The sequence below is a fragment of the Cryobacterium sp. M25 genome, assembly GCF_002929635.1.
GTDB lineage: Bacteria > Actinomycetota > Actinomycetes > Actinomycetales > Microbacteriaceae > Cryobacterium > Cryobacterium sandaracinum.
The window spans coordinates 16,534-36,817 of the sequence record NZ_PJJU01000032.1 but is presented as its reverse complement, the minus strand read 5'-3'; the positions used below and the strand labels follow the sequence as shown (position 1 = coordinate 36,817).

Here is a 20,284-nt window from a genome sequence, read left to right as displayed (position 1 = left end):
GAGCTGATGCTACTTGGTGACCGGGATCGACTGAGCCTCGAGAGCGTCGATGGTGCTCTGCTGGGCGCTCGTGAGAGCATCCGTCAGAGTTCCGCTACCGGTGACCGCGCCCTTGAAGCCGTCGGAGGTGTCGTTGTAGACCTGCGTCATGGTCGGGCCCCAGATGAAGTCGGGCGAGACGTGATCGGATGCCTCGGCGAACACGTCGTAGATGGCCTGGCCGCCGTAGAACTCGACGCCTTCCTTGAGGGCCGGCAGTTCGAGGCCGCTCTTGGCGGCCGGGTACAGGTTGGCCGACTTGTTCAGCATCGTGAGCGCCTCGTCAGAGGTGTTCAGCCACAGCGCGAACTGGGCCGCCTCGTAGGGGTGCTCGGAGCCCTTGAAGACTGCGGTGGACGAGCCACCCCAGTTGCCGGCGGCGTTCTCGCCGGCAGCCCACTGCGGGGAGAGGGCGACGGACCAGTTGCCGGCGGTGTCCGGAGCGCCGCTGGCGATGGAGTTCGCACCCCAGGCTGCGGAGTTCCAGGTCCAGTTGGATCCGGTGTTGTAGGCGTTGTTCCACTCGTCGGTCCACGGCGGGTTGGTCGAGACGAGGTCGCGGTCGATCAGGTCCTGCCAGTAGTCGGCGACCTTGACCGACTCGGGGCTGGTCAGGTCGATGGTCCAGTTCTCGCCGTCGTTCTCGAACCAGCTTCCCCCGGCCTGCCAGACGAATCCGGCGAACTGGTTGATGTCACTCTGCGAGAAGTTGGTGATGTAGCCGCCGGTGGCGCGCACGGCTTCGGCGGCAACCGCGAATTCTTCCCAGGTGGTCGGGATCGCGATGTTGTTGGCGGCGAAGAGGTCGGCACGGTAGAACATCGCCATGGGCCCGGCGTCCTGCGGCACCGCGTAGGCTGCGTCTTCTTCACCGAAGTTGACCTGTCCCCAGGTCCAGTCCACGAAGTCGTCCTTGGCGTCGAGAACACCCTCACAGGCGGCGAGGTCCATCAGGCCGTCCTGAACGCGGAAGTTCGGGAGGGCGTCGTATTCGATCTGGCCGAGGTCGGGCGCGTTGCCGGCCTTGAGCTGGTTGAAGAAGTTCTGGTACGTGCCGCCGTTGCCGTTCGGGCCGGTCTGCACCTTTACCTGAACGTCGGGGTTCTCCTCATTCCAGACTGCGGCGACGTCTTCCATCCCGGGGATCCAGGTGGTGAACGTGAGGTCGACCTTGCCCTCGGAGGGTTCGCAGGCGGCGGCGTCGCCACCGCCGGACGTGCTCGAGCCCGACGCGCAGCCGGTCAGAACGACCGTGGCTGCGGTGAGCAAGGCGACGGCGGCTGCTCTCTTCTTGATCTGCATTGTTCTTCTTTTCTCTTGGGGGTGGGGGTGGTGCAGCTAGGGGGGGGTGAGGCCGGCTACTTCACCGAACCGGCGCTGAGGCCGTTTCGCCAGAAGCGCTGGAGCAGCAGGAAGATAATGATCAGCGGGATGATCGACAGCAGGGCGCCGATCAGAACGTAATCGCGCAGCACGGGGATCTGGTTGACCTGCGAGTTCCAGGCGTAGAGGCCGAGCGTGACCGGGAACAGGGTCTCGTCGCGCAGCATGATCAGCGGCAGGAAGAAGTTGTTCCAGATGGCGACGAACTGGAAGAGGAAGACGGTGACCAGGGCCGGCACCATCATCCGCACCGAGACCGTGAAGAAGGTGCGCAGTTCGCCGGCGCCGTCGAGGCGGGCGGCCTCGATCAGTTCGTCGGGAACGCTGGCCGACGCGTAGATGCGGGAGAGGTAGACCCCGAACGGGCTGACCAGGCTGGGCAGGAACACCGACCAGAACGTGTTGGTCAGGCTGATCTGGCTGAAGATCAGGAACAGCGGCAGCGCCAGCGCCGTGGCGGGTACGAGCACCCCGCCGAGCACGACGTTGAAGATCAGTTCGCGTCCGGGGAAGTTGTACTTGGCCAGTGCGTACCCGCACATTCCGGCGATGATCGTGCCCACGAGGGCACCGCCACCGGCGTACAGCGCGCTGTTGAGCATCCACTTGAGGTAGACGCCGTCGCGGTAGGCCACCAGGTTTCCGATGTTCTCGAACAGGGAGAAGTCGGCGAACCAGAGCGGGTTCGTGCTGTTGAACTGGGATCGGTTCTTCGAGGCCGCGACCAGCAGCCACCAGATCGGCACCAGGAAGTAGATCGTGAAGACGCCCATGACGACCATTGCGCTGACCCGGGCGAACGGGCTCTCGCGCTGGGCGCGCGGTGCCTTCGCCTCGGTTGAACGGATGCCGCGAGCCGGCTTGGCGGGGGTGGTGGGGGTCAGGGTGCTCACTTGGCTTCCTTACGCTGCGTGAACTTCAGGAACGTGAAGGAGAGGATGAACGTGGCCAGGGCCAGCACAACGGAGAACGCGGCGGCCAGGTTGAAGTTCGGGATCGACGAGGTGGAGTACACCGTCAGGTTCGGGGTGAACGTGCTGGTCACGGCCGAGCTGAAGCTGCGGAAGACCTGCGGTTCGGCGAGCAGCTGCAGGGTGCCGATGATCGAGAAAATGGCGGTCAGGATGATCGCCGGCATGATCAGCGGAATCTTGACCGACCAGGCGATGCGCAGCTGGCCGGCGCCGTCGAGGCGGGCGGCCTCGTAGAGTTCGGTCGGGATCGCCAGCAGCGCGGAGTAGATGATGAGCATGTTATACCCCACGAACACCCAGGTGACGACGTTGGCGATGGCCCAGAGCACGAGGTCGGCCGAGAGGAAGTTGATGTTCTCGGTGACGGCGCGAAACGGCGACAGATTGGGTGAGTAGAGGTAGCCCCACATGATAGCGGCGATGACGCCGGGGACCGCGTAGGGGACGAAGAACGCCAGCCGGAAGAATTTCTTGCCGCGCACGAGCGGCGAGTCCAGCAACAGGGCGAACAGCAGCGCGAGACCGAGCATGATCGGCACCTGCACGGCGCCGAAGGCGAGCACCCGGGTGATCGACTCCCAGAACGGCCCATTCTGGAACACCAGGATGTACTGGGTCAGTCCGCCGAAGACCTCGGTGGCCTGGCCGAAGGTGCCCTCGCGCTCGATCACGAGCAGTGACTGGTAGATCGCGTAGCCGATCGGGACGAGGTAGAACAGGGCGAACAGGGTGCCGAACGGCAGCACGAACGCGAGGATCGCGCCCGTGTGCTGCACGCGGGGCTTCGCTCCGGGGGCCTTGGCTGGCTTGGCGGCGCGGGGCCTCTTTCGGGCAGCGCTGCCCGGGGCATCCGTCAGGGGAACGGCAGGTGCGCTCATGATGAGGGGTCCTCTCTAATCACGCGAACGGCTCCGGCCGGCACGCGCACGATTCGACCGACGGGTTCGTCGGTGACGAGCTCGTGGCCGGCGGCCGGAAGCTCGACGTCGCCCGAACCGTGGTTGATGATGAACAGATAGCTGTGGGTGGAGCTCACACGGCGCACGACCTCGATGGCTCCGGTGCGCTCCGGGCCGACCGCGGTGACCCGGGCCTCCTGGGCGATCCTGCGCAGGACGTCCCGCAGGGCGCCGGCCTCCAGCGCGGTGGCGACGTACCAGGCGGTGCCGCCTCCGTGCCGGTTGCGGGTGATGGCGGGGATGCCGGGCAGCGGCCCGTCGATGTAGCTCGCGACCACCTCGGCGGTGTCGACGCGCAGGCGTTCGCTCCACAGGCTCGCGGCGGCGCCGGTGTCGAGAGCGAGAACGTGGCCGGGCAGCAGCGGAGAGAACTCCTCCACCGTGATGCCGAGGATCTCGCGGAACGCGCCGGGGTAACCGCCGGTGCGCACCCGGTCGTCTTCGTCGACGATGCCGCTGAAGAAGGTGATCAGGGCGTGGCCGCCGGCGGCGACGTAGGCGTTGAGATTCTCGGCCTGCGCGTCCGAGACCAGGTAGAGGCACGGGACGACGATGAGGCGGTAGCCCGAGAGGTCGGCATCCGGGGAGACGATGTCGACCGTGACGCCGAGTTCGTGCAGGGCCGCGTAGGCGGCGTGCACCTGGTCGAGGTAGCGCACCGCGTGGGACGGACGGGATTCGCCGTCGCCTGCCCACCAGGATTCCCAGCTGAAGATGATCGCGGCATCCGCGACGACCCGGCTGCCGGTGACCTCGGCAAGACGATCCAGGGTTGCGCCCAGGGCCACGACCTCGCGCCAGAGCACGGTGTCGGTGCCGGCGTGGGGCACCAGGGCGGAGTGGAATTTCTCCGACCCCTGCGGGGAGGCGCGCCACTGGAAGAAGCAGACGCCGTCCGCACCGCGGGCGACGTGGGCGAGGGAGTTGCGGGTCATTTCGCCGGGCGCCTTGGCCAGGTTGTGCGGCTGCCAGTTGACGGCACCGGCGGCCTGTTCCATCAGGAGCCAGGGCTCACCCTGGGCGAGCCCGCGGGTGAGGTCCGCGGCGAAGGCGAGCTCGGTGGCCGGGTCGGCGAGGCGGTGGTCGAGGTAGTGGTCGTTGGCGACGATGTCCATGTCGCCGGCCCAGGACCAGTAGTCGAGGTTGCGGATGTGCGCGGTGACCATGAAGTTGGTGGTCACGGCCACGTTCGAGTGGCGGCGCAGCACCGCGCTCTCGCGGCGATAGTAGTCGAGCAGTTCGGCGGAGCTGAACCGGTGGAAGTCGAGCACCTGGCCGGGGTTGTGGCTGGACAGCGTGAGCCGCGGGGTGAGGATCTCGGCCCACTGGCCGTACCGCTGGCTCCAGAAGGAGGTACCCCAGGCTGCGTTGAGAGCATCGATGGTGCCGTAACGCGCCTGAAGCCAGAGACGGAACGCGGCGGCGGTGTCGTCGCAGTAACAGAGCGCGTTGTGGCAGCCCAGTTCGTTGGACACGTGCCAGAGGGCGATGGCCGGGTGGTGGCCGTACCGCTCGGCGACCTTTTCGACCAGGGCCAGCGCGTGCTCACGGAACACGGCCGAGCTCGGGCACCAGGCCTGGCGACCGCCGGGGAAACGGGTCGTGCCGTCGTCGGCGACCGGAAGGATCTCGGGGTGAAGTGTGGTCAGCCACGGCGGCGGCGACGAGGTGCCGGTGCCGAGGTTGACCCGGATCCCGTTGGCGTGGAGCAGCTCGATGATCGTGTCGAGGGTATCGAAGTCGTACTCGCCCGCACGCGGCTCGAGGTGGGACCAGCCGAAAATGTTGATGGCCACCAGGTCGACGCCGGCCTCGCGCATGAGGCGCACGTCCTCGGCCCAGGTCTCGGGACCCCACTGCTCCGGGTTGTAGTCACAGCCGTAGGCGATGCCCTCGTGCACGAACGGGTGGGCCGGGGCCGCACCGTTCGAAGTGGCTGCTCGCGAGTTCATGTGCTCCCTGACTGTGGCGTGCACTTCGTGGTGACGACACCGTGGTGACGACTCTGTGCTAACTGTTCTGTGAACGTGCACAGAGTCGGGAGCACAACTCGCCGTTGGGTTTTCTGTGAACGTACACAGAGTATGTATCTCCCGGCGGTCGTGTCAAGCGCGGAGTGTGTGCGGGAGCGTTACAGTTATCAAATGGTGACAATCCCGTCTCGACGCAAACGCGCGACGATCCACGACGTCGCCGTGGAAGCCGGAGTCTCCCGCGGCACGGTCAGCCGGGTCGTGAACGACGAGCCCTACGTCTCGGCGTCGGCCCGCATCGCCATCGAGGCGGCCATCGAGAAGGTCGGCTATGTGCCGAACAACGCCGCCCGAAGCCTGGTCATGCAGCGCTCGGAGGCCGTCGGTTTCATCGTGCACGAGCCGCACTCCCTGTTCCTGGACGACCCCAACATCGGCGGAATCCTACTCGGCGCCAACACCGTGCTCTCCCGCGCCGACTACCAGATGGTCAGCCTGGTCATCGACTCCCAGCGCGACACCGAGCGCGTCGCCCGCTACCTCAGCGGCGGTTTCGTCGACGGGGTCGTCATCGTCTCCGCTCGCCAGGAAGACCCGATCACCCGGGTGATCGAGAAGCTGCGCCTTCCGGCCGCCTTCGTGGGACATCCGCCCGACCTGCGCCAGCTTCCCTTCGTAGGCATCGACAACCGGGCGTCGGCGCGCGCCATCACCGAACGCCTCATGCAGACCGGCCGCACGCGCATCGGCATGATTGCCGCCGCGCTCGACCGCGACTCCGGCGCCGACCGTCTGGCCGGCTTCACGGATGCCCTCGGCGACCGCTTCGACCCGGCTCTCGTGGCCCGCGTTCCGCTGTACACCTTCACCGACGGGGCCCTCGGCATGCGTGCGCTGCTCGAGCGTGACCCGCTGATCGACGGCGTGTTCGCCGCCTCCGACGCGGTCGCGGCCGGAGCCATGGAGGCTCTGCGCCATGCCGGGCGCACCATTCCCGGAGACGTCGGCATCGTCGGCTTCGACGACAGCTCCTGGGCGCTGCGCACACAGCCGCACCTGTCCACCGTGCACCAGCCCGCCTTCGGCCTCGGTGAGCGGGCGGCCGAGTGCGTGCTGGGCCAGTTGCGCGGCGAGGAGCAGCCGGCCGAGGGCATCCTGCTCGAGACTCCGATCGTCTGGCGTGACTCCGCCTGAATCGGGGGTTGGCGGCGCAGGGCCATGGCGGCAGCATCTGGCTTCGGGCTGGCCGGAGCACTCCGGCTGCGCGTCTCCCCCACCGCGCGTGGCTAACCCCCACCCCGCGTGGCTAACTCAGGAGAATGCTCGGGCCGGTTAGGGGCATCCGCGTGTTTCCGTGGGATTTTCGGTGCACGACGGATGCCCGCGCTGGATCTCCTGAGTCAGCCACAGCGCGGGTTGGTGAACGGGCCGGGTGGGCGATGGATGCGGGCTCGCCTGCGGCGGGGCACAATGGAAGCATGGTTCGCAAACAGGTTGTCGTGCGCGGGGTGGTGCAGGGAGTCGGGTTCCGCTACCACACCCAGACCGAGGCGCGCCGACTCGGGCTCGCGGGGCATGTGCGCAACCGCGGGGACGGCGCGGTGGAGGTCGAGCTGGAGGGCGACGCGGCAACCGTCTGGGTGATGCTCTCGTGGCTGCAGCACGGCCCGCCGTCGGCCCGGGTCGAGACGGTCGAGGTCACCACGATTCCGCCGCTTGGCGAGACCGGGTTCCGGATCGGCTTCTGAGCGGAACGGCCGGCTGAGCGGCGGCATCCGGTTGATACCGAGGTCAGCGGGCACCCGACCGGCTGGCGTAGCGTGGGAGCATGTGCGCGCGAGCTGCCGATCCCGCTCGGACGGACCCCCCGAAGCGCGTTCACTCGGCGGCGACGAAATCGGGCGTGCGCGCACTCACTGCGGCACCCGTACGCCGGGCCCTCGCCCGAACCTCTCGGACGCCCCCCGTGCACACCGTGCGCCGCGGGTTCGGCATCGGCCGCCTGCTCCTCGCCGGCCTGGGCGTGGTGGCCCTCGCCGGCTACTTCGATTACGTGCTCGGTTTCGCCACGTTTCAGATCTACAACTACTTCAGCTATTTCACCGTGCAGAGCGGCATGGCCGCGATCGTCGCCTTTGCCGCCGCCGCATTCGTCGCATTTCGGCACACGAGCGACCCACCCTGGCTGAGCTGGTTCCGGTTGCTTGTGACGACCTACATCACCGTCTCCGGGATCGTATTCCTGTCCATCGTCATCCAGTCCTCCTCGCTGGACTACACGATCGAGGTGCCCTGGTCGAGCCAGTTGCTGCACTTCTGGATTCCCACGATCGCACTCCTTGACTGGCTGACGGATGCCGGCAAGGCCCGCCTGCCCTGGAAAATCCTGGTCTGGGTTCTCGTGGTGCCCTCGATCTGGGGAGTGTTCACGCTCATCCGCGGGTCGATCGTGGGGTGGTACCCGTATTTCTTCCTCGACCCGGTGCAGGTGCGCGGCCCGCTCGAGACCGTGATCTACTGCCTGGTCGCGCTGCTGCTCTTCACCGCGATCGCCGCCGTACTCACGGCCACGTCGCGGCTGCCCCCGCGGGCGCAGGGGCGCGAACCTACAGCGGCGTGAAGGTGTATTCGCTGGTCAGGTGCTCGCCCCGGCAGGCGCCGCAGTAGAGCACCCCGGATGCCCGCATCGCGAGGACCCGAGTGTGTGCACTGCACGACCTTGGGGCCGCAGCACTGCGAGACCGCCAGGTAGGCGCCGGGGGGGGTGGGTTGGTGCCCGCTCAGGCCACGAATGTGGTGAGTGCCTTCACAGGGCAGGTCAGGGTCGACGTCCAGAAGGACGACGGATTCGCGGTCGATGTCGAGGAGGATATCCATGGGGAGCACAGCAATCGCACGGTCAAGCAGAAAAGTGGAGCAGTCGCCAGCGGGGGTGGTGCATCCCGGTGACGACCGCACTGGGATGGCCGGCGGAACGAGCCCGGCCTGGAACGGGGGCATCCACCGTCAGGAATCCGTCGGCAAGGCCAGTCAGGGTAACGACTGGACCTCTGGGCGCTGCACCACGACGGGCTGCGACTGCATGAGAACGTGCCCCGAATGGGAGCCAGAATTCATCAACTGGACGTTGGCCGGTGAGTACACCACGAATCTCAGAATTAAGACGGGTTGACAATCGCGAGGCGCCGGCCCGGGATTCGGGGAGCGGCGTGGTGCGGACCTACTCCGGGGTCGGGTTGTCGGTCGGCACGGCCGAGTAGAACGGCTCGAGGCTGCTCAGGGCGGCGGCGAGGAACTCGTCGTCGTCGACCTCCTCGAGGCGCAGAGCGGTCTCCGCCGCAACCAGGCCCACCAGCACCGGTTCGCCGGTGAGCGGAACCATGTTGATCCAGACGCGGAAGTCGTCGTCGCCGCCGACCGTGGACCAGAGCGGGGCATCCGTGTCCCAGAACGGCTCGTCGAATTGCAGCCAGATCTTGTCGAGCGTGCCCATGCCCAGGGCCGAGATGGCGCCGCGGTGCGTGAAGGGCAGCGGCGGGTCGAACTCCATCACCGTGGTCTTCAGCACCCCCAGCGGCACGGTGACGACGACCCGGTCGGCGGAGAGCGACTCGCCGGTGCCGAGCCGGAGGCTGGTGCCGGCGTCGCTGTAGGCGATCTTGGTGACCACGCTCGACCCGAGCACGTCGATGCCGTCGCTCAGGTCGGTAAGCAGGGTGGCGAAGCCGCCCAGCACGATACGGTCCTCGCCGGGGTCGGTGTCAGGGTCGGCCTGAGCGTTGGCGTCCGAGTACCAGGAGGACTGCTCCGGAACGGGGCCCCCTGCCAGTGGGTCGAGCACCACCGTGATCTGGTAGTCGAGCCAGTCGGCGTCGGAAACGCCGGTGTCGGCATCCGTCGTCGAGAGCTTGGAGGCCCCCGAATCGGCGAGGGACTGCGCGATGGACACGTCGGTGGGCTGCTCGGCGGCCCAGGCCAGCGCCGTGGCGACCGCCTGCGCGCCGGTGTCGGGCACCTCCACGACCGTGCCGGCCGCGGTGCGGGCCTCCGGCGGATCGGTGAAGGGGGCCGTGGCGACGCCGCGGTCGGTGAGGTCCTCGTCGAGGGTGGTCTGGCCGGTGCGCCGGACGAAAGCCGCGCCGAGCTCGATCGGGAATGGCCAGTCCTTGTCGGTGACGGTGTCGATGCGGCCGCCGATGCGGTCGCGGGCCTCGACCAGGAACACGTCGAAGCCGGCGTCCTGCAGGTCTCGGGCCGCGGTGAGTCCGGCGATTCCGGCGCCGATCACGGCGATGCGCTCCCCCGGGCTCGCCGCTGCGAGCACGTCGCGGGCGGCGCGCTTCCCTGAATCGCGGGCGCCCTGCACCGTGCCCGGCGCGTCGGTGGAGGTGGCCTCACCGGCGAAGAACAGGCGGTCGTCGACGGGCTGGCCGAGCGCGGCGCGCTGCTCGGGCGTGGCGCCCACCGCGGGGTAACTGAAGGAGCCGCGGGCGAACGGGTCGGCCGACCAGGATGTGCGGCGCATGGCCGCCGGCTTTGGGACGAGTGAGGGTGTCGACGTCGACTTGGGCGTGACGGATGCCGAGGGCCGCGGAGTCGGCGTCACGCACGCGGTGAGCGCGACCAGGCTCAGGCCGGAGACTGAGCCGAGCAGAAAGGTTCGTCGTTTCATCGCTGTGTCGGCGCCAGGTATGGCGCCGACGTCCTCCTCTCCGAGCGGGCCGGGCAGTACGACCAAGCTACCGCAGAGCCGGGTGAAGTGGCCGGTCGGGGGGGGGTGGGGTGTGGGGTGTGCGCACGTTACTTCGGAGATTGTCGCGACACGCGGCATCCGGCGCCCTGAAATACGGCGTTTCGCGAAAATCTCCGAGTTTGCGTTCGCCGGTGACGCGGTGGCGGTCTAGCGTGCGTTGGTGGCGGGCGGGGTCCTCGTCAGCGCGTCAGCTCACAGCACGTGGCTGGCAGCAGACGATGGCAGCACACAGCACGTCAGGCGAGCGGATGCTGCAGGAAGCCGTCCTCGAGCAGCTCCCGCACGCGCGGGAGCAGGTCCGCGGCGAGCTCGCGCTCATCGACGTCGAGCAGTTGGGCCAGCGCAGCGACGATCGAGCCGACGTCGAGCTCGCCGTCAGAGGCGCCGACCAGGGCGGCGAGGCCGGTGTCCAGCGCGATCAACCGGCCGAAGCCGGTGCCCTGGTGCAGCGTCATCAGGGTGGGGTCCTCCTGGCCGGGCCAGTAGTGCTCTACCTCGGTGACATCGGATGCGACGGCGAGCGGCGCGCGGGCGAGGCGGGCGTCATCCGTTGCCGCGTGCCAGTCGTGGGCGGCGAGGCAAGCGGCAAGATGGCTGCCCATGCCTCCCGGATTGTGGCCGAGGGTGCCGGGGAGGCGTTCGAGCCGACGGAAGGTGGGGGTGCCGGCGGCCGGGCGGCGCAGCAGCATGTAGCCGAAGCCGACCTGACTCACGCCGCGCGCCGCGAAGTCGTCGAGCCAGGCCCCGTAGAGGCGGTCGAAGTCGGCGGTGTCGGAGCGGGTGCCGCCGTCGCGGATCCACGTCTCGGCGTAGAGCGTGGGGGCCTGCACCTCGCGTTCGATGATCCAGGCGTCGAGTGCTGCGGCATCCGTGGCCTGCGCGGTCTCCTGCTGGCCCCCGTGCGCACCCTCGGCACCGGCCCCCGCGGCACCCTCGGCCCCGGCGGCACCCTCGGCCCCGGCGGCACCCTCGGCCCCGGCGGCACCCTCCGCCCCGGGCGTGTGCGAATTCGACGGAGATTCTGCTCCCAGAGGGGCCAAACGCGCCGAATTCGGGCTGTTTGGGGCAAAATCTCCGTCGAATTCGTCAGGGCGCAGCGCGGCGGAAGCTGGCGATGCAGGGGATGCGACGGGGGCGACGGGAGTGACAGGAGTGACAGGAGTGACAGGAGTGACAGGAGTGACAGGAGTGACAGGAGTGACAGGAGTGACAGGAGTGACAGGAGTGACAGGGGCGGCGAGCCAGGCGGCCAGACGCTCGAAGGCATCCTGGCCGGCGTGGTACTCCCAGTTCCCGAGCAGCTGGGCGACGCCGCCGGGGGTGAGATGTTCGGCAGCGCCGCGCACGACCGCCTCGACGAGCGCGTCGCCGACCAGGCCGCCGTCGCGGTATTCGTAGGCCGGCACACCCGGCACACGCGGGGTGATCACGAACGGAGGGTTGGAGATGATGTGGTCGAAGCGCTCCCCCGCGACCGGTTCGAACAGGCTCCCGAGGCGAAACTCGATATTCCCGATCTCGTTCAGCTCCGCGTTGAGCGCGGCAAGCTCCAGGGCTCGCACCGAGATGTCGGTGGCTACCACCCGGTCGGCGTGCCGGGACGCGTGCATGGCCTGGATTCCGCATCCGGTGCCCAGGTCGAGGGCGCTGGCCACCGGGGTCGGGATCAGTAGCCCGGTCAACGTGAGGGATGCCCCACCCACCCCGAGCACATGGCTTTCGCCGAGCGGGTGGCCGAGTGCGAGCTCTCCCGGGTCGGACACGATCCACCAGCTTCCGGCGCCATGCGCGTCGACAAAGCTGTAGGGCCGCAGTTCGAGGAGCGGGCGGAGGGTGCCGGCCGCAACGGATGCACCGGATGCAACAGGGCCGACACTCGGAAGGACATCGGCGTCGACACCGGCGTCGACGGATACCGCGAGGCCGAGCTTCTCGGCCCCGGCGGCACCCAGCGCGGGGAGGGCGGCATCGAGATCCGCACGGTCGACGGGCAGGCCGAGCACGAACAGGCGAGCCAGTGTGGCACAGGGTTCGGCGTGCCCGAGCCTCTCCCGGAGACCGTCCAGCCGCCGCAGCGCCGGGACCCGCTGGTTGCGGCGCAACGCGGCATCCGCTTCGATCCCCACAGGCCGGTGAGGGCCGAGACCGAGAAGTTGGCGGCGGCGAGGTCGGCGCGAAGCCGGTCGATCAGTGCAGAAGTCACCCGTCTATTCAACTGCACCGGCTGCCGGACCGGCTGCCGCACCGTCTACCGGACCGGCCGCCGCTACCGGCGCTCCTCCGCCACGCTGTTACCGCCGTCGACGACGATCGTCTGGCCGGTGACGTATGACGCGCCGGGCGAGGCCAGCCAGGCGATCACGGAGGCCACCTCGGCAGCCGTGCCGCTGCGCCCGACGGGCACGAGCGCGCCCTCGACTGCCTCGCTCTCCAGCTGCGACCCGGTCTCGATCCAGCCCGGTGCGACCGCGTTGGCGGTGATGCCGAGCCAGGCCTCATCCACGGCGAGCGCCCGGGTGAGCCCGGCCAGACCAGCCTTCGCGGCCGCATACGTCAGGTCCCCGCGCGACGCCATCACCGGCCCTGACACGCTGGACACTGTGACGATGCGCCCCCAGGCCGCCGCGTGCATGAAGCCGATCACGGTGCGCGTGGCGTGGAAGGCGGTCGATAGGTTGATCGCGAGGCCGCGGTCCCACTCGTCCGGCAACGTGGTGCTCACGTCGCCGTGCAGCATCTCGGCGTCGCCGACCGCGACCATGCCCGCGTTGTTCACCAGAATCGTGGGCGCCAGCCCGGCGGTCGCGAGGGAGTCGGCGAGCACCAGCGCGCCGACCTCGGCGTGGAGGGTGCAGACGATGCCGGATGCCGCGATGCCCCGTTCCGTCAGCTCGGCCGCTCGCTCATGCACGCGTTCGGTCGTGGCGGTGAGCACGACGTGTGCACCGAGCTCACCCAGCATCCGTGCCGCGGCGAATCCGATCCCGGAGGCGCTGCCGGCCCCGGTGACCAGGGCCGTACGACCGGCGAGGTTCCACGCGTCGGGCAGGGCGAAAGCGAGAGGGACGGGGACACCGATAGAAACAGGGAGTCCGACAACCTCGGGGAGAGTCATGGCGCCATGCTAGCGGCTACCGCGGCACGTCCATCGGGATAGCGGCGAACTCGCGCACGACCAGCCGGGGCGTGACCATCCGGTGCCGGGGTTCGGCCGACTCGGGGGCTCCGTGCACCTTGCCGCCGAACTCGCCGGTGAGTAGTTCGAGCACTCCGGCGGCCACCTCGTCCACTGCTTGGTCGACGCTGGAAAGCCCGATCGCGGCGGCGATGGGGGTGTTGTCGTAGCCGGTGACCGGCACACGCTCGGGGTTCGCGATCATCGCCCCGAGGGCGAGCGAGTCGCTCGCGCAGAGCACGGCATCGATCTGGCCGGCGTTCTGCCGCAACTGCTGCATGGCCGCGGTGCCCTGGCTGACGCCGTCAGTGGTGACGATCTCCAGCACGGCCAAGTCCCGCTCCGAAACGTCGCCGCGTTCGATCATCGCGTCGTACCAGCCTCGTCGGCGGTCGTCGCCGGTGCCCGACGGGCTGGGCCAGCCGATGTAGGCGATGCGCCGGGCTCCGGTCTCCTGCTGTGTCCGCGTGGTGGCGTGCAGGCCGGACCAGCCATCCACATCCACCCACAGGTGCTGCGGGTCGTTCATATCGTCGACTCCCCACGGCCGCCCGAAGGTGACGAAGGAGATGCCGTTCTCGATCAGCCATCGGGTGCGTGGGTCGCCGGCGAACGTCGACGTGAGCACGAAACCATCGACATCCGCGCCGTCGTTCAGGCGCCGGAACTGGATGATCTCGTCTTCGGGGCTCGTGGCCGTGAACAGCAGCACCCGCAGCCCCTGGGCGTCGGCCTGCTCGGTCACGGCGTGCAGAAACCGGTCGAGCACCGAACCGGAGATGCCGTCGATCATCGGGTCCAGCCGGATGCCGATGGTCGAGCTGCGCCGCGTGCGCAGCCGGCGGGCGGAGGCGTGCGGCCGGTACCCGAGTTCGGCGATGGCAGCCTCGACCCGCTGGCGGGTGTCGGTGCGCACGATGCCGGGCGAATTCATCACATTCGAGACGGTCTGCCGGGAGACGCCGGCCGCGAGCGCGACATCCGTCACCGTGGGGAACCCACCCATCGCCGCTCCTGCCCCACGCCCTTGCCGGACGCGCCTGCCCCCGTGAATTGAACGATCAAATATTGTTCTGCACAGAATACCGCGTCTCGACGGATCGCGGAAACACGGTGATTAGATCGATCAAAAAAAAGTTTGATCGATCAAATGAATTCAGCTATCGTGACCTTTACACAAGCAAACGCGCATCGATGCGCGACTCAAGGAGAAACAAGATGCAACGACGCAACTCCCGCTGGCTGATCGGAACCGGGCTCGCCGTGGCCGGCGCCCTCACCCTCAGCGCGTGCGGTTCCGGATCCGGCTTCGGCGGCGACACTGCCGATTCGGGCGGAGAGCTCACGAGCGATTCCACCCAGGGGCTCAACATTCTGATCGGTTCCAGCGGCGACGCCGAGACCGCCTCCGTCAACGCCGCCGTGGCCGCCTGGTCCGAGACCTCTGGCACCGACGCCAAGGTCAGCGTCGCCAGCGACCTCAACCAGCAGCTCGCCCAGGGCTTCGCGGCACAGAAGCCCGCCGACGTCTTCTACCTGTCGACGGATGCGCTCGCCGGCTATGCCTCGAACGGCTCGCTCCTGGCCTACGGCGACGATCTGGCCAACAAGGACGACTTCTACCCGAGCCTGGTCAGTTCCTTCACGTACGAGGGCGACTTCTACTGCGCGCCGAAGGACTTCTCGACCCTGGGTCTGATCATCAACGACGACCTCTGGGCTCAGGCCGGGCTGACGGATGCCGACATCCCCACCACTTGGGACGAGCTCGCGGCCGTCAGCAAGACGCTCACGACCGACAGCCAGGTCGGACTCGCCCTCGGCGGCGAATACGCCCGTCTGGGCGCGTTCATGGCCCAGGCCGGCGGCAGCCTGATGAGCGAAGACAACACCGAGGTCACCGCGAATAGCGCGGAGAACGTCGCGGGCCTCGAATACGCGCAGACCCTCCTGAACGACGGGGTGATGAGCTACGCCAGCGAAATCGGTGCCGGCTGGGGTGGCGAGGCGTTCGGCAAGCAGCTCTCGGCCATGACCATCGAGGGCAACTGGATCACAGGCGCGATGAAGAGCGACTTCCCCGACGTCAACTACACGGTCGCCGAGCTGCCTGCAGGCCCGGAGGGCCAGGGCACCCTGCAGTTCACCAACTGCTGGGGCATCGCCGCCGACAGCCCCAACCAGGCCGGCGCGCTCGAGCTCGTCGAACAGCTCACCAGCAAGAATGCCCAGCTCACCTTCTCGGAAGAATTCGGCCCGATGCCCTCGATCAAGTCGGCCGCCGAAGACTGGAAGAGCGCCAACCCCACCCTGGTGGCCTTCCTCGACGGCGCCGACTACGCCAAGGGCGTGCCCAACGTGCAGGGCGCCGCGGATGTCACGAGCGACCTGAACGCCCAGCTCGAGTCGCTGAAGACCGGGGACGCGCAAGCGATTCTCGATTCCGTGCAGAAGAACCTCGAAGCACTGCTGAAGTAGTCCACCATGTCGACGCCTGCACGCACGGCTCGCCGCTCGAATATCCGGGGCGGCGAGACCGCCTCGGGGTGGCTCTTCACCGCCCCGATGATCATCCTGCTCGGCTTGTTCCTGGTCATCCCGGTGCTGATGGCCCTCTGGGTCAGCTTCTCCGACTGGAACGGCCGCGGCAGCCCCTTCAGCGGCACAGTGTCGTTCGTGGGCCTCGACAACTACTCCGCCCTGGTCGGCGGCGGCGGCCTGGCCGAACAGGACTTCGGCACGGCGCTGCGTAACAACGCCTGGTACGTCCTCCTGGTCGTGCCGACCCAGACCATGCTGTCGCTGCTGCTGGCCGTGCTGGTCAACCGGCAGATCCTGCGCGGCCGCGGCTTCTTCCGCACCGCGTTCTACTTCCCGTCGGTGACCAGCTCGGTGGCCATCACGGTGCTCTGGCTGTTCCTGTTCAGCGCCAGCGGCGCCGTCAACAAACTGCTGGCGTTCATCGGCGTCAACGGACCGAACTGGTTCAACGACCCCAGCGGCGTGCTGCACAACATCCTCGGAGCGTTCGGCGTCGAGACCGGCCCGGCCGCGCTCACCGGCAACACGTTCCTCGGAATCTCTTTCTGGGAGTGGCTCGCCGGGCCATCCGTGGCCATGAGCGCCTTCATCTTGATGGCCGTGTTCACCACCAGCGGCACGTTCATGTTGCTGTTCATCGCCGCGTTGCAGAACCTCAGCGGCGACGTCGTCGAGGCCGCCATGATGGACGGCGCCAACGGCTGGCAGCGGTTCTGGCGGGTCACCCTGCCCCAGCTGCGACCGACCCTCTTCACCGTACTCACCCTCGGCCTGATCGGTGCCTGGCAGGTCTTCGACCAGATCTATACCGGCACGCAGGGTGGACCAGGCAAGACCACGCTCACTCCGGCCTATCTCTCCTATCAGGCCGCCTTCACCAATCAGGCCTGGGGCCAGGGCGCCGCGATCGCTTTCATCCTGTTCGTGATCATCGTGGCCTTCACCCTGTTCCAGCGCGCTCTGCTGGCCGAACGCCAGGTCTCCGCCCGGCGGATGCGTCCGTATCTGCAGACCCCGACATCCGGAGGTTCGAAATGAGCACCACGGTGAGAACCCGCGAGCGCACCGTCTCTCCCTCCCGACGCCTGCGCGCCCTGGGCCGGGAACAGTTGCCGACCCGCGCGATCGCCGGCCGATCGCTGCTTTACGCGATCCTGATCGTGCTCGCGATGATCTACATCGCCCCGTTTCTGATTCAGGTCGCCACCTCCTTCAAAACGGATGGCGATGCCGCCAGCAATCCCATGTCGCTGCTGCCGCAGACCTGGTCCACGGCCGCGTACGAGAGGTTGTTCCTCAACTCGGACTTCCCGGTCTGGTTCCAGAACTCCGCCATCGTCACCGTCTTCGTCACCCTCGGCCGCGTCTTCTTCAATTCCCTGGCCGGTTACGCCCTCGCGCGGTTGCACTTCCGGGGCCGCACCGTGATCTTCGCGCTGCTCATCGCCGTGATGAGCGTGCCCGGGGTCGTGCTCCTGATCCCGAAGTTCCTGGTGATCAACCAGCTCGGCATCTACGACACCTACGTTGCAATGATCGTGCCGCTGCTCACGGATGCCGCGGGCGTCTTCATCATGAAGAACTTCTTCGAGTCGATTCCGGCGAGTGTGGAGGAGCAGGCCCGCATCGACGGTGCCGGCACCTTCCGGGTTTTCTGGTCGATCGTTCTTCCGATGGCCCGGCCGGCACTGGTGACCATCATCATCCTGTCGTTCCAAGGGTCCTGGAACGAGCTGTCCCACTTCATCGTGGCCACGCAGTCCCCCGAGCTGACGACGCTGACCAAGGGCGTGGCGTCACTGGCCTCCGGGCAGCTCAGCCAGGGCACGCAATACCCACTCAAGCTGGCCGCGGCGGCGATCATGACCATCCCGGTCGCGGTGATGTTCTTCATCTTCCAGAAACGCATCATGAACACCACCGATGGGGCGGTGAAGGAGTAGTCCTTCTCTCCACCCTCTTCCTTCCGTTCCTTCTCTACTTCTGTTCCCTCTGTTCCTTCTGTTCCTTCTGCAGATCCGCACCACAACCCCCTCTGGAGTCGTACCTCGCTCATGTTCTCTCACCCCGTCCAGCCTCTGCTCCATGACTCCGCCATCGTTCTGGCGGCCCCGACCCAGGCGTGGTCGCGGTCCGACGGCCAGACCGACAAACCCATCCACGGCTTGTATCACGCGGACACCCGGATCCTCTCCGGCTGGTCCCTGCTGATCGGCGGCCGGACCGGCGAAGCGATCGGACACGCCCAGCGCGGCGCGGGAGAGGTCACCTTCACGTCGCTGCTCCGCCACCTCGACGACCGCACCGCCGACCCCCGGCTGCGGCTCGAAGTCACCCGCACGGTCACCGCGGGGCGCCTGACCGAACGGATCGAGATCATCTCGGGACTCGAGCAGGCTGTCGACACGACCGTGTCCGTGCGCCTGACGCCCGATTTCGCCGATATGCAGACCGTGAAGGCCGGCCTCGCGGGGGCCGCCGAGCGCGACGCTTTCGGGGGCGTGGACCTGCCCGCGGCACCGGATGTCGTTGTGACGGAGGCGAGCGGGGGCATCCGTCTGTCGACCGACACCGTGGCGGCGCTGGTCGGGGTGAGCGACGACGGGGTGCTGGCCGGCTCGACCGCCGAGGCTGACACCGAGGTCACCGGCACCTGGTCGGTCACCGTGCCCGCGAAAAGCAGCGTCACCGTGGAGTGGACCGTCGAGATCGCGCACGCGGCCACCGTGGTGCAGGCCGCATCGGGGCTGCCGGAGTGGTCCGGGGTGTCGGTGCGCTCCGGCGATGCGCGCCTCGGACGCTGGGTGGCACGTGCGCTCGACGACCTGACCGGTCTGCGGATGGCCACCACGACGAGTTCGGCCGAGCCGTTCCTGGCCGCCGGCGCCCCCTGGTTCTTCACCCTGTTCGGCCGGGATTCCCTGTGGGCGGCGCGCTTCCTGCTGCCGCTCGGCACCGAGATCGCGGGCTCCACGCTGCGCCTGCTCGCGCAGCTGCAGGGCACCAAGAGCGACACCGAGACCGCGGAGCAGCCCGGCAAGATCATGCACGAACTGCGCCCCGATGTGTACTCGATGCCCGGCGAGAGCCTGTCGCTGCCGCCGCTGTACTACGGCACCGTCGACGCCACCCCGCTCTGGATCTGCCTGCTGCGCGACGCCTACCGCTGGGGTTTGGCCACCGAAGAGGTCGAGGCTCTGCTGCCTGCCCTCGAAGCGGCCCTCGGCTGGATGCGCGACTTCGGCGACAGCGACGGCGACGGGTTCCTCGAATACGTCGACATCACCGGCCACGGCCTCGCGAACCAGGGCTGGAAGGACTCCGGCGACTCGATCCAGTGGCGCGACGGCAGCCTCGCCGATGGACCGATTGCCCTCTGCGAGGTGCAGGCCTACGCCTACGAGGCCTATATCGGCGGCGCCGAACTGCTCGACGCCTTCGGCAGGGCCGGCGGCGACGCCTGGCGCGCCCGGGCGGCCGCGCTCCAGACCCGGTTCCGGGACTCGTTCTGGATCGACGCGCCCGCCGGCCGCTACCCGGCCGTCGCCCTCGACGCTTTCAAGCGCCCGGTCGACACCGTGACCAGCAACATCGGCCACCTGCTCGGAACCGGGCTGCTCTCCGCGGAGGAGTCCGCCCTCGTGGCCGCCCGGCTCGTGTCCCCGGAGTTGAACTCCGGCTACGGTCTCCGCACGATGTCGACGGACTCCGTCGGCTACTGGCCGCTGAGCTACCACGGCGGTTCGGTGTGGACCCACGACACCGCGATCGCGATCGCCGGCCTGGGGCGCGCCGGTTTCGGTGCCGAGGCCGGCATCCTGATCGAGGGGCTGCTTGCGGCGGCCGAATCATTCGACTACCGCATGCCGGAACTGCACTCGGGCGACGCGTCCTCCCTGGTTGCCGCCGCGGTTCCCTACCCGGCCGCCTGCCGCCCGCAGGCCTGGTCGGCGGCGGCGGCGGTTTCCGTGCTGGGCACCGTGCTCGGCCTGGAACCCGATCCGGTCACCGGTCAGGTCACCTCCACCCCGATCATCCCCGCGGTCGTCGGCGACGTTGCAGTGCGCGGCCTCCGGACCCCGCCGGCGCCGGCCCGCGTCGGCTAGCCGCGGCCCGGCCCGTCGGCCGGCCCGGCTCGCCGTGCACACCCAGCTGAGCCGTCCATTCCGTGGCTAACTCAGGAGATTCCACGAGCAGCGGTCCCAGCCCCGCGAAGTTCCGCATGATTCTGCGGGCCAGCCGCACCGTGCGCTCGTTTCTCCTGAGTTAGCCCCAACGACCTGCCCGACCGGGCCAGCCCCGCCCAGCCCGCATCACCCGGCCGGCCCGGGTCATCCGTCGCCCCGGTGCATAACTCACCAATTCCGGTGCGTGCCCGGAACCGCCCAGGCGGCCCGGGCATCCGTGCCGCAGCTCCGCCGAATTGGAGGAGTTGTGCGCACGGACCGACCTGCACCCCGAATCGGGCAGCAGCAGCAGCATCAGCC

General features: G+C 68.3%; 15 protein-coding genes. 7 read left to right on the top strand and 8 right to left on the bottom strand.

Features of this window, described 5'->3' with window-relative positions; translation table 11 throughout:
* Positions 1-9 precede the first annotated feature (9 nt).
* From CXY81_RS02265 to CXY81_RS02250, 4 genes are read right to left on the bottom strand one after another with little or no spacing between them, the layout of a single operon-like run.
* Positions 10-1,341, bottom strand: coding sequence for an extracellular solute-binding protein (locus CXY81_RS02265; protein ID WP_104099344.1), 1,332 nt, complete (start codon positions 1,339-1,341; stop codon positions 10-12).
* Positions 1,342-1,397: 56 nt separating this feature from the next.
* Positions 1,398-2,315 carry a carbohydrate ABC transporter permease gene (locus CXY81_RS02260; RefSeq protein WP_369827914.1) on the bottom strand — a complete coding sequence of 306 codons (918 nt, stop codon included), beginning with the start codon at positions 2,313-2,315 and terminating at the stop codon, positions 1,398-1,400.
* The gene (locus CXY81_RS02255) at positions 2,312-3,274 is read right to left on the bottom strand and encodes a carbohydrate ABC transporter permease (protein ID WP_104171508.1); all 963 of its coding nucleotides are present in this window, start codon (positions 3,272-3,274) and stop codon (positions 2,312-2,314) included. Before CXY81_RS02255 ends, CXY81_RS02260 begins: the two co-directional genes overlap by 4 nt.
* A complete protein-coding gene (locus tag CXY81_RS02250) occupies positions 3,271-5,307 on the bottom strand; it encodes a beta-galactosidase (protein ID WP_104193832.1) in 2,037 nt (678 codons plus the stop codon). Before CXY81_RS02250 ends, CXY81_RS02255 begins: the two co-directional genes overlap by 4 nt.
* A 192-nt stretch (positions 5,308-5,499) precedes the next feature.
* On the opposite strand from CXY81_RS02250, the gene CXY81_RS02245 reads away from it, so the two are divergent.
* The 3 genes from CXY81_RS02245 (at position 5,500) to CXY81_RS02235 (ending at position 7,948) form a co-directional block, all read left to right on the top strand.
* Positions 5,500-6,522, top strand: coding sequence for a LacI family DNA-binding transcriptional regulator (locus tag CXY81_RS02245; protein ID WP_104193831.1), 1,023 nt, complete (start codon positions 5,500-5,502; stop codon positions 6,520-6,522).
* Between the two features lie 284 nt (positions 6,523-6,806).
* Complete coding sequence (locus CXY81_RS02240) at positions 6,807-7,076, top strand: acylphosphatase (RefSeq protein ID WP_104171511.1); 270 nt, start codon at positions 6,807-6,809, stop codon at positions 7,074-7,076.
* A gap of 155 nt (positions 7,077-7,231) precedes the next feature.
* Entirely contained in the window at positions 7,232-7,948 is a 717-nt protein-coding gene (locus CXY81_RS02235) for a Pr6Pr family membrane protein (protein WP_134542476.1), read from the top strand.
* Positions 7,949-8,548: 600 nt separating this feature from the next.
* On the opposite strand, the gene CXY81_RS02230 is transcribed toward CXY81_RS02235, so the two are convergent.
* From CXY81_RS02230 to CXY81_RS02210, 4 genes are all read right to left on the bottom strand, one after another.
* A complete protein-coding gene (locus CXY81_RS02230) occupies positions 8,549-10,000 on the bottom strand; it encodes an NAD(P)/FAD-dependent oxidoreductase (protein WP_158251978.1) in 1,452 nt (483 codons plus the stop codon).
* 317 nt (positions 10,001-10,317) lie between these two features.
* Positions 10,318-12,207: a methyltransferase gene (locus tag CXY81_RS16805; RefSeq protein WP_233193930.1), complete on the bottom strand. Its 1,890-nt coding sequence runs from the start codon at positions 12,205-12,207 to the stop codon at positions 10,318-10,320.
* Between the two features lie 140 nt (positions 12,208-12,347).
* Positions 12,348-13,196 (bottom strand): SDR family NAD(P)-dependent oxidoreductase, encoded by an 849-nt coding sequence (locus CXY81_RS02215; RefSeq protein WP_104171514.1) that lies wholly within the window; start codon positions 13,194-13,196, stop codon positions 12,348-12,350.
* Positions 13,197-13,212: 16 nt separating this feature from the next.
* Positions 13,213-14,262 carry a LacI family DNA-binding transcriptional regulator gene (locus CXY81_RS02210; RefSeq protein WP_104171515.1) on the bottom strand — a complete coding sequence of 350 codons (1,050 nt, stop codon included), beginning with the start codon at positions 14,260-14,262 and terminating at the stop codon, positions 13,213-13,215.
* A 212-nt stretch (positions 14,263-14,474) separates the two neighbouring features.
* On the opposite strand from CXY81_RS02210, the gene CXY81_RS02205 reads away from it, so the two are divergent.
* The 4 genes from CXY81_RS02205 to CXY81_RS02190 all read left to right on the top strand — a co-directional run bounded on the left by CXY81_RS02205 (position 14,475) and on the right by CXY81_RS02190 (position 19,903).
* Complete coding sequence (locus tag CXY81_RS02205) at positions 14,475-15,734, top strand: extracellular solute-binding protein (protein ID WP_104193829.1); 1,260 nt, start codon at positions 14,475-14,477, stop codon at positions 15,732-15,734.
* Between the two features lie 6 nt (positions 15,735-15,740).
* A complete protein-coding gene (locus CXY81_RS02200; protein ID WP_104193828.1) occupies positions 15,741-16,835 on the top strand; it encodes a carbohydrate ABC transporter permease in 1,095 nt (364 codons plus the stop codon).
* Positions 16,832-17,740, top strand: coding sequence for a carbohydrate ABC transporter permease (locus CXY81_RS02195; protein WP_104193827.1), 909 nt, complete (start codon positions 16,832-16,834; stop codon positions 17,738-17,740). Before CXY81_RS02200 ends, CXY81_RS02195 begins: the two co-directional genes overlap by 4 nt.
* A 111-nt stretch (positions 17,741-17,851) precedes the next feature.
* Positions 17,852-19,903 carry a glycogen debranching N-terminal domain-containing protein gene (locus tag CXY81_RS02190; protein ID WP_104193826.1) on the top strand — a complete coding sequence of 684 codons (2,052 nt, stop codon included), beginning with the start codon at positions 17,852-17,854 and terminating at the stop codon, positions 19,901-19,903.
* Positions 19,904-20,284: the final 381 nt, after the last annotated feature.

Bases quoted from the DNA above. Each gene is read 5' to 3' on its own strand.
- CXY81_RS02265 (WP_104099344.1), bottom strand. From the start codon at position 1,341: ATGCAGATCAAGAAGAGAGCAGCCGCCGTCGCCTTGCTCACCGCAGCC.
- CXY81_RS02255 (WP_104171508.1), bottom strand. From the start codon at position 3,274: ATGAGCGCACCTGCCGTTCCCCTGACGGATGCCCCGGGCAGCGCTGCC.
- CXY81_RS02250 (WP_104193832.1), bottom strand. From the start codon at position 5,307: ATGAACTCGCGAGCAGCCACTTCGAACGGTGCGGCCCCGGCCCACCCG.
- CXY81_RS02245 (WP_104193831.1), top strand. From the start codon at position 5,500: ATGGTGACAATCCCGTCTCGACGCAAACGCGCGACGATCCACGACGTC.
- CXY81_RS02240 (WP_104171511.1), top strand. From the start codon at position 6,807: ATGGTTCGCAAACAGGTTGTCGTGCGCGGGGTGGTGCAGGGAGTCGGG.
- CXY81_RS02230 (WP_158251978.1), bottom strand. From the start codon at position 10,000: ATGAAACGACGAACCTTTCTGCTCGGCTCAGTCTCCGGCCTGAGCCTG.
- CXY81_RS02215 (WP_104171514.1), bottom strand. From the start codon at position 13,196: ATGACTCTCCCCGAGGTTGTCGGACTCCCTGTTTCTATCGGTGTCCCC.
- CXY81_RS02210 (WP_104171515.1), bottom strand. From the start codon at position 14,262: ATGGGTGGGTTCCCCACGGTGACGGATGTCGCGCTCGCGGCCGGCGTC.
- CXY81_RS02205 (WP_104193829.1), top strand. From the start codon at position 14,475: ATGCAACGACGCAACTCCCGCTGGCTGATCGGAACCGGGCTCGCCGTG.
- CXY81_RS02200 (WP_104193828.1), top strand. From the start codon at position 15,741: ATGTCGACGCCTGCACGCACGGCTCGCCGCTCGAATATCCGGGGCGGC.
- CXY81_RS02195 (WP_104193827.1), top strand. From the start codon at position 16,832: ATGAGCACCACGGTGAGAACCCGCGAGCGCACCGTCTCTCCCTCCCGA.
- CXY81_RS02190 (WP_104193826.1), top strand. From the start codon at position 17,852: ATGTTCTCTCACCCCGTCCAGCCTCTGCTCCATGACTCCGCCATCGTT.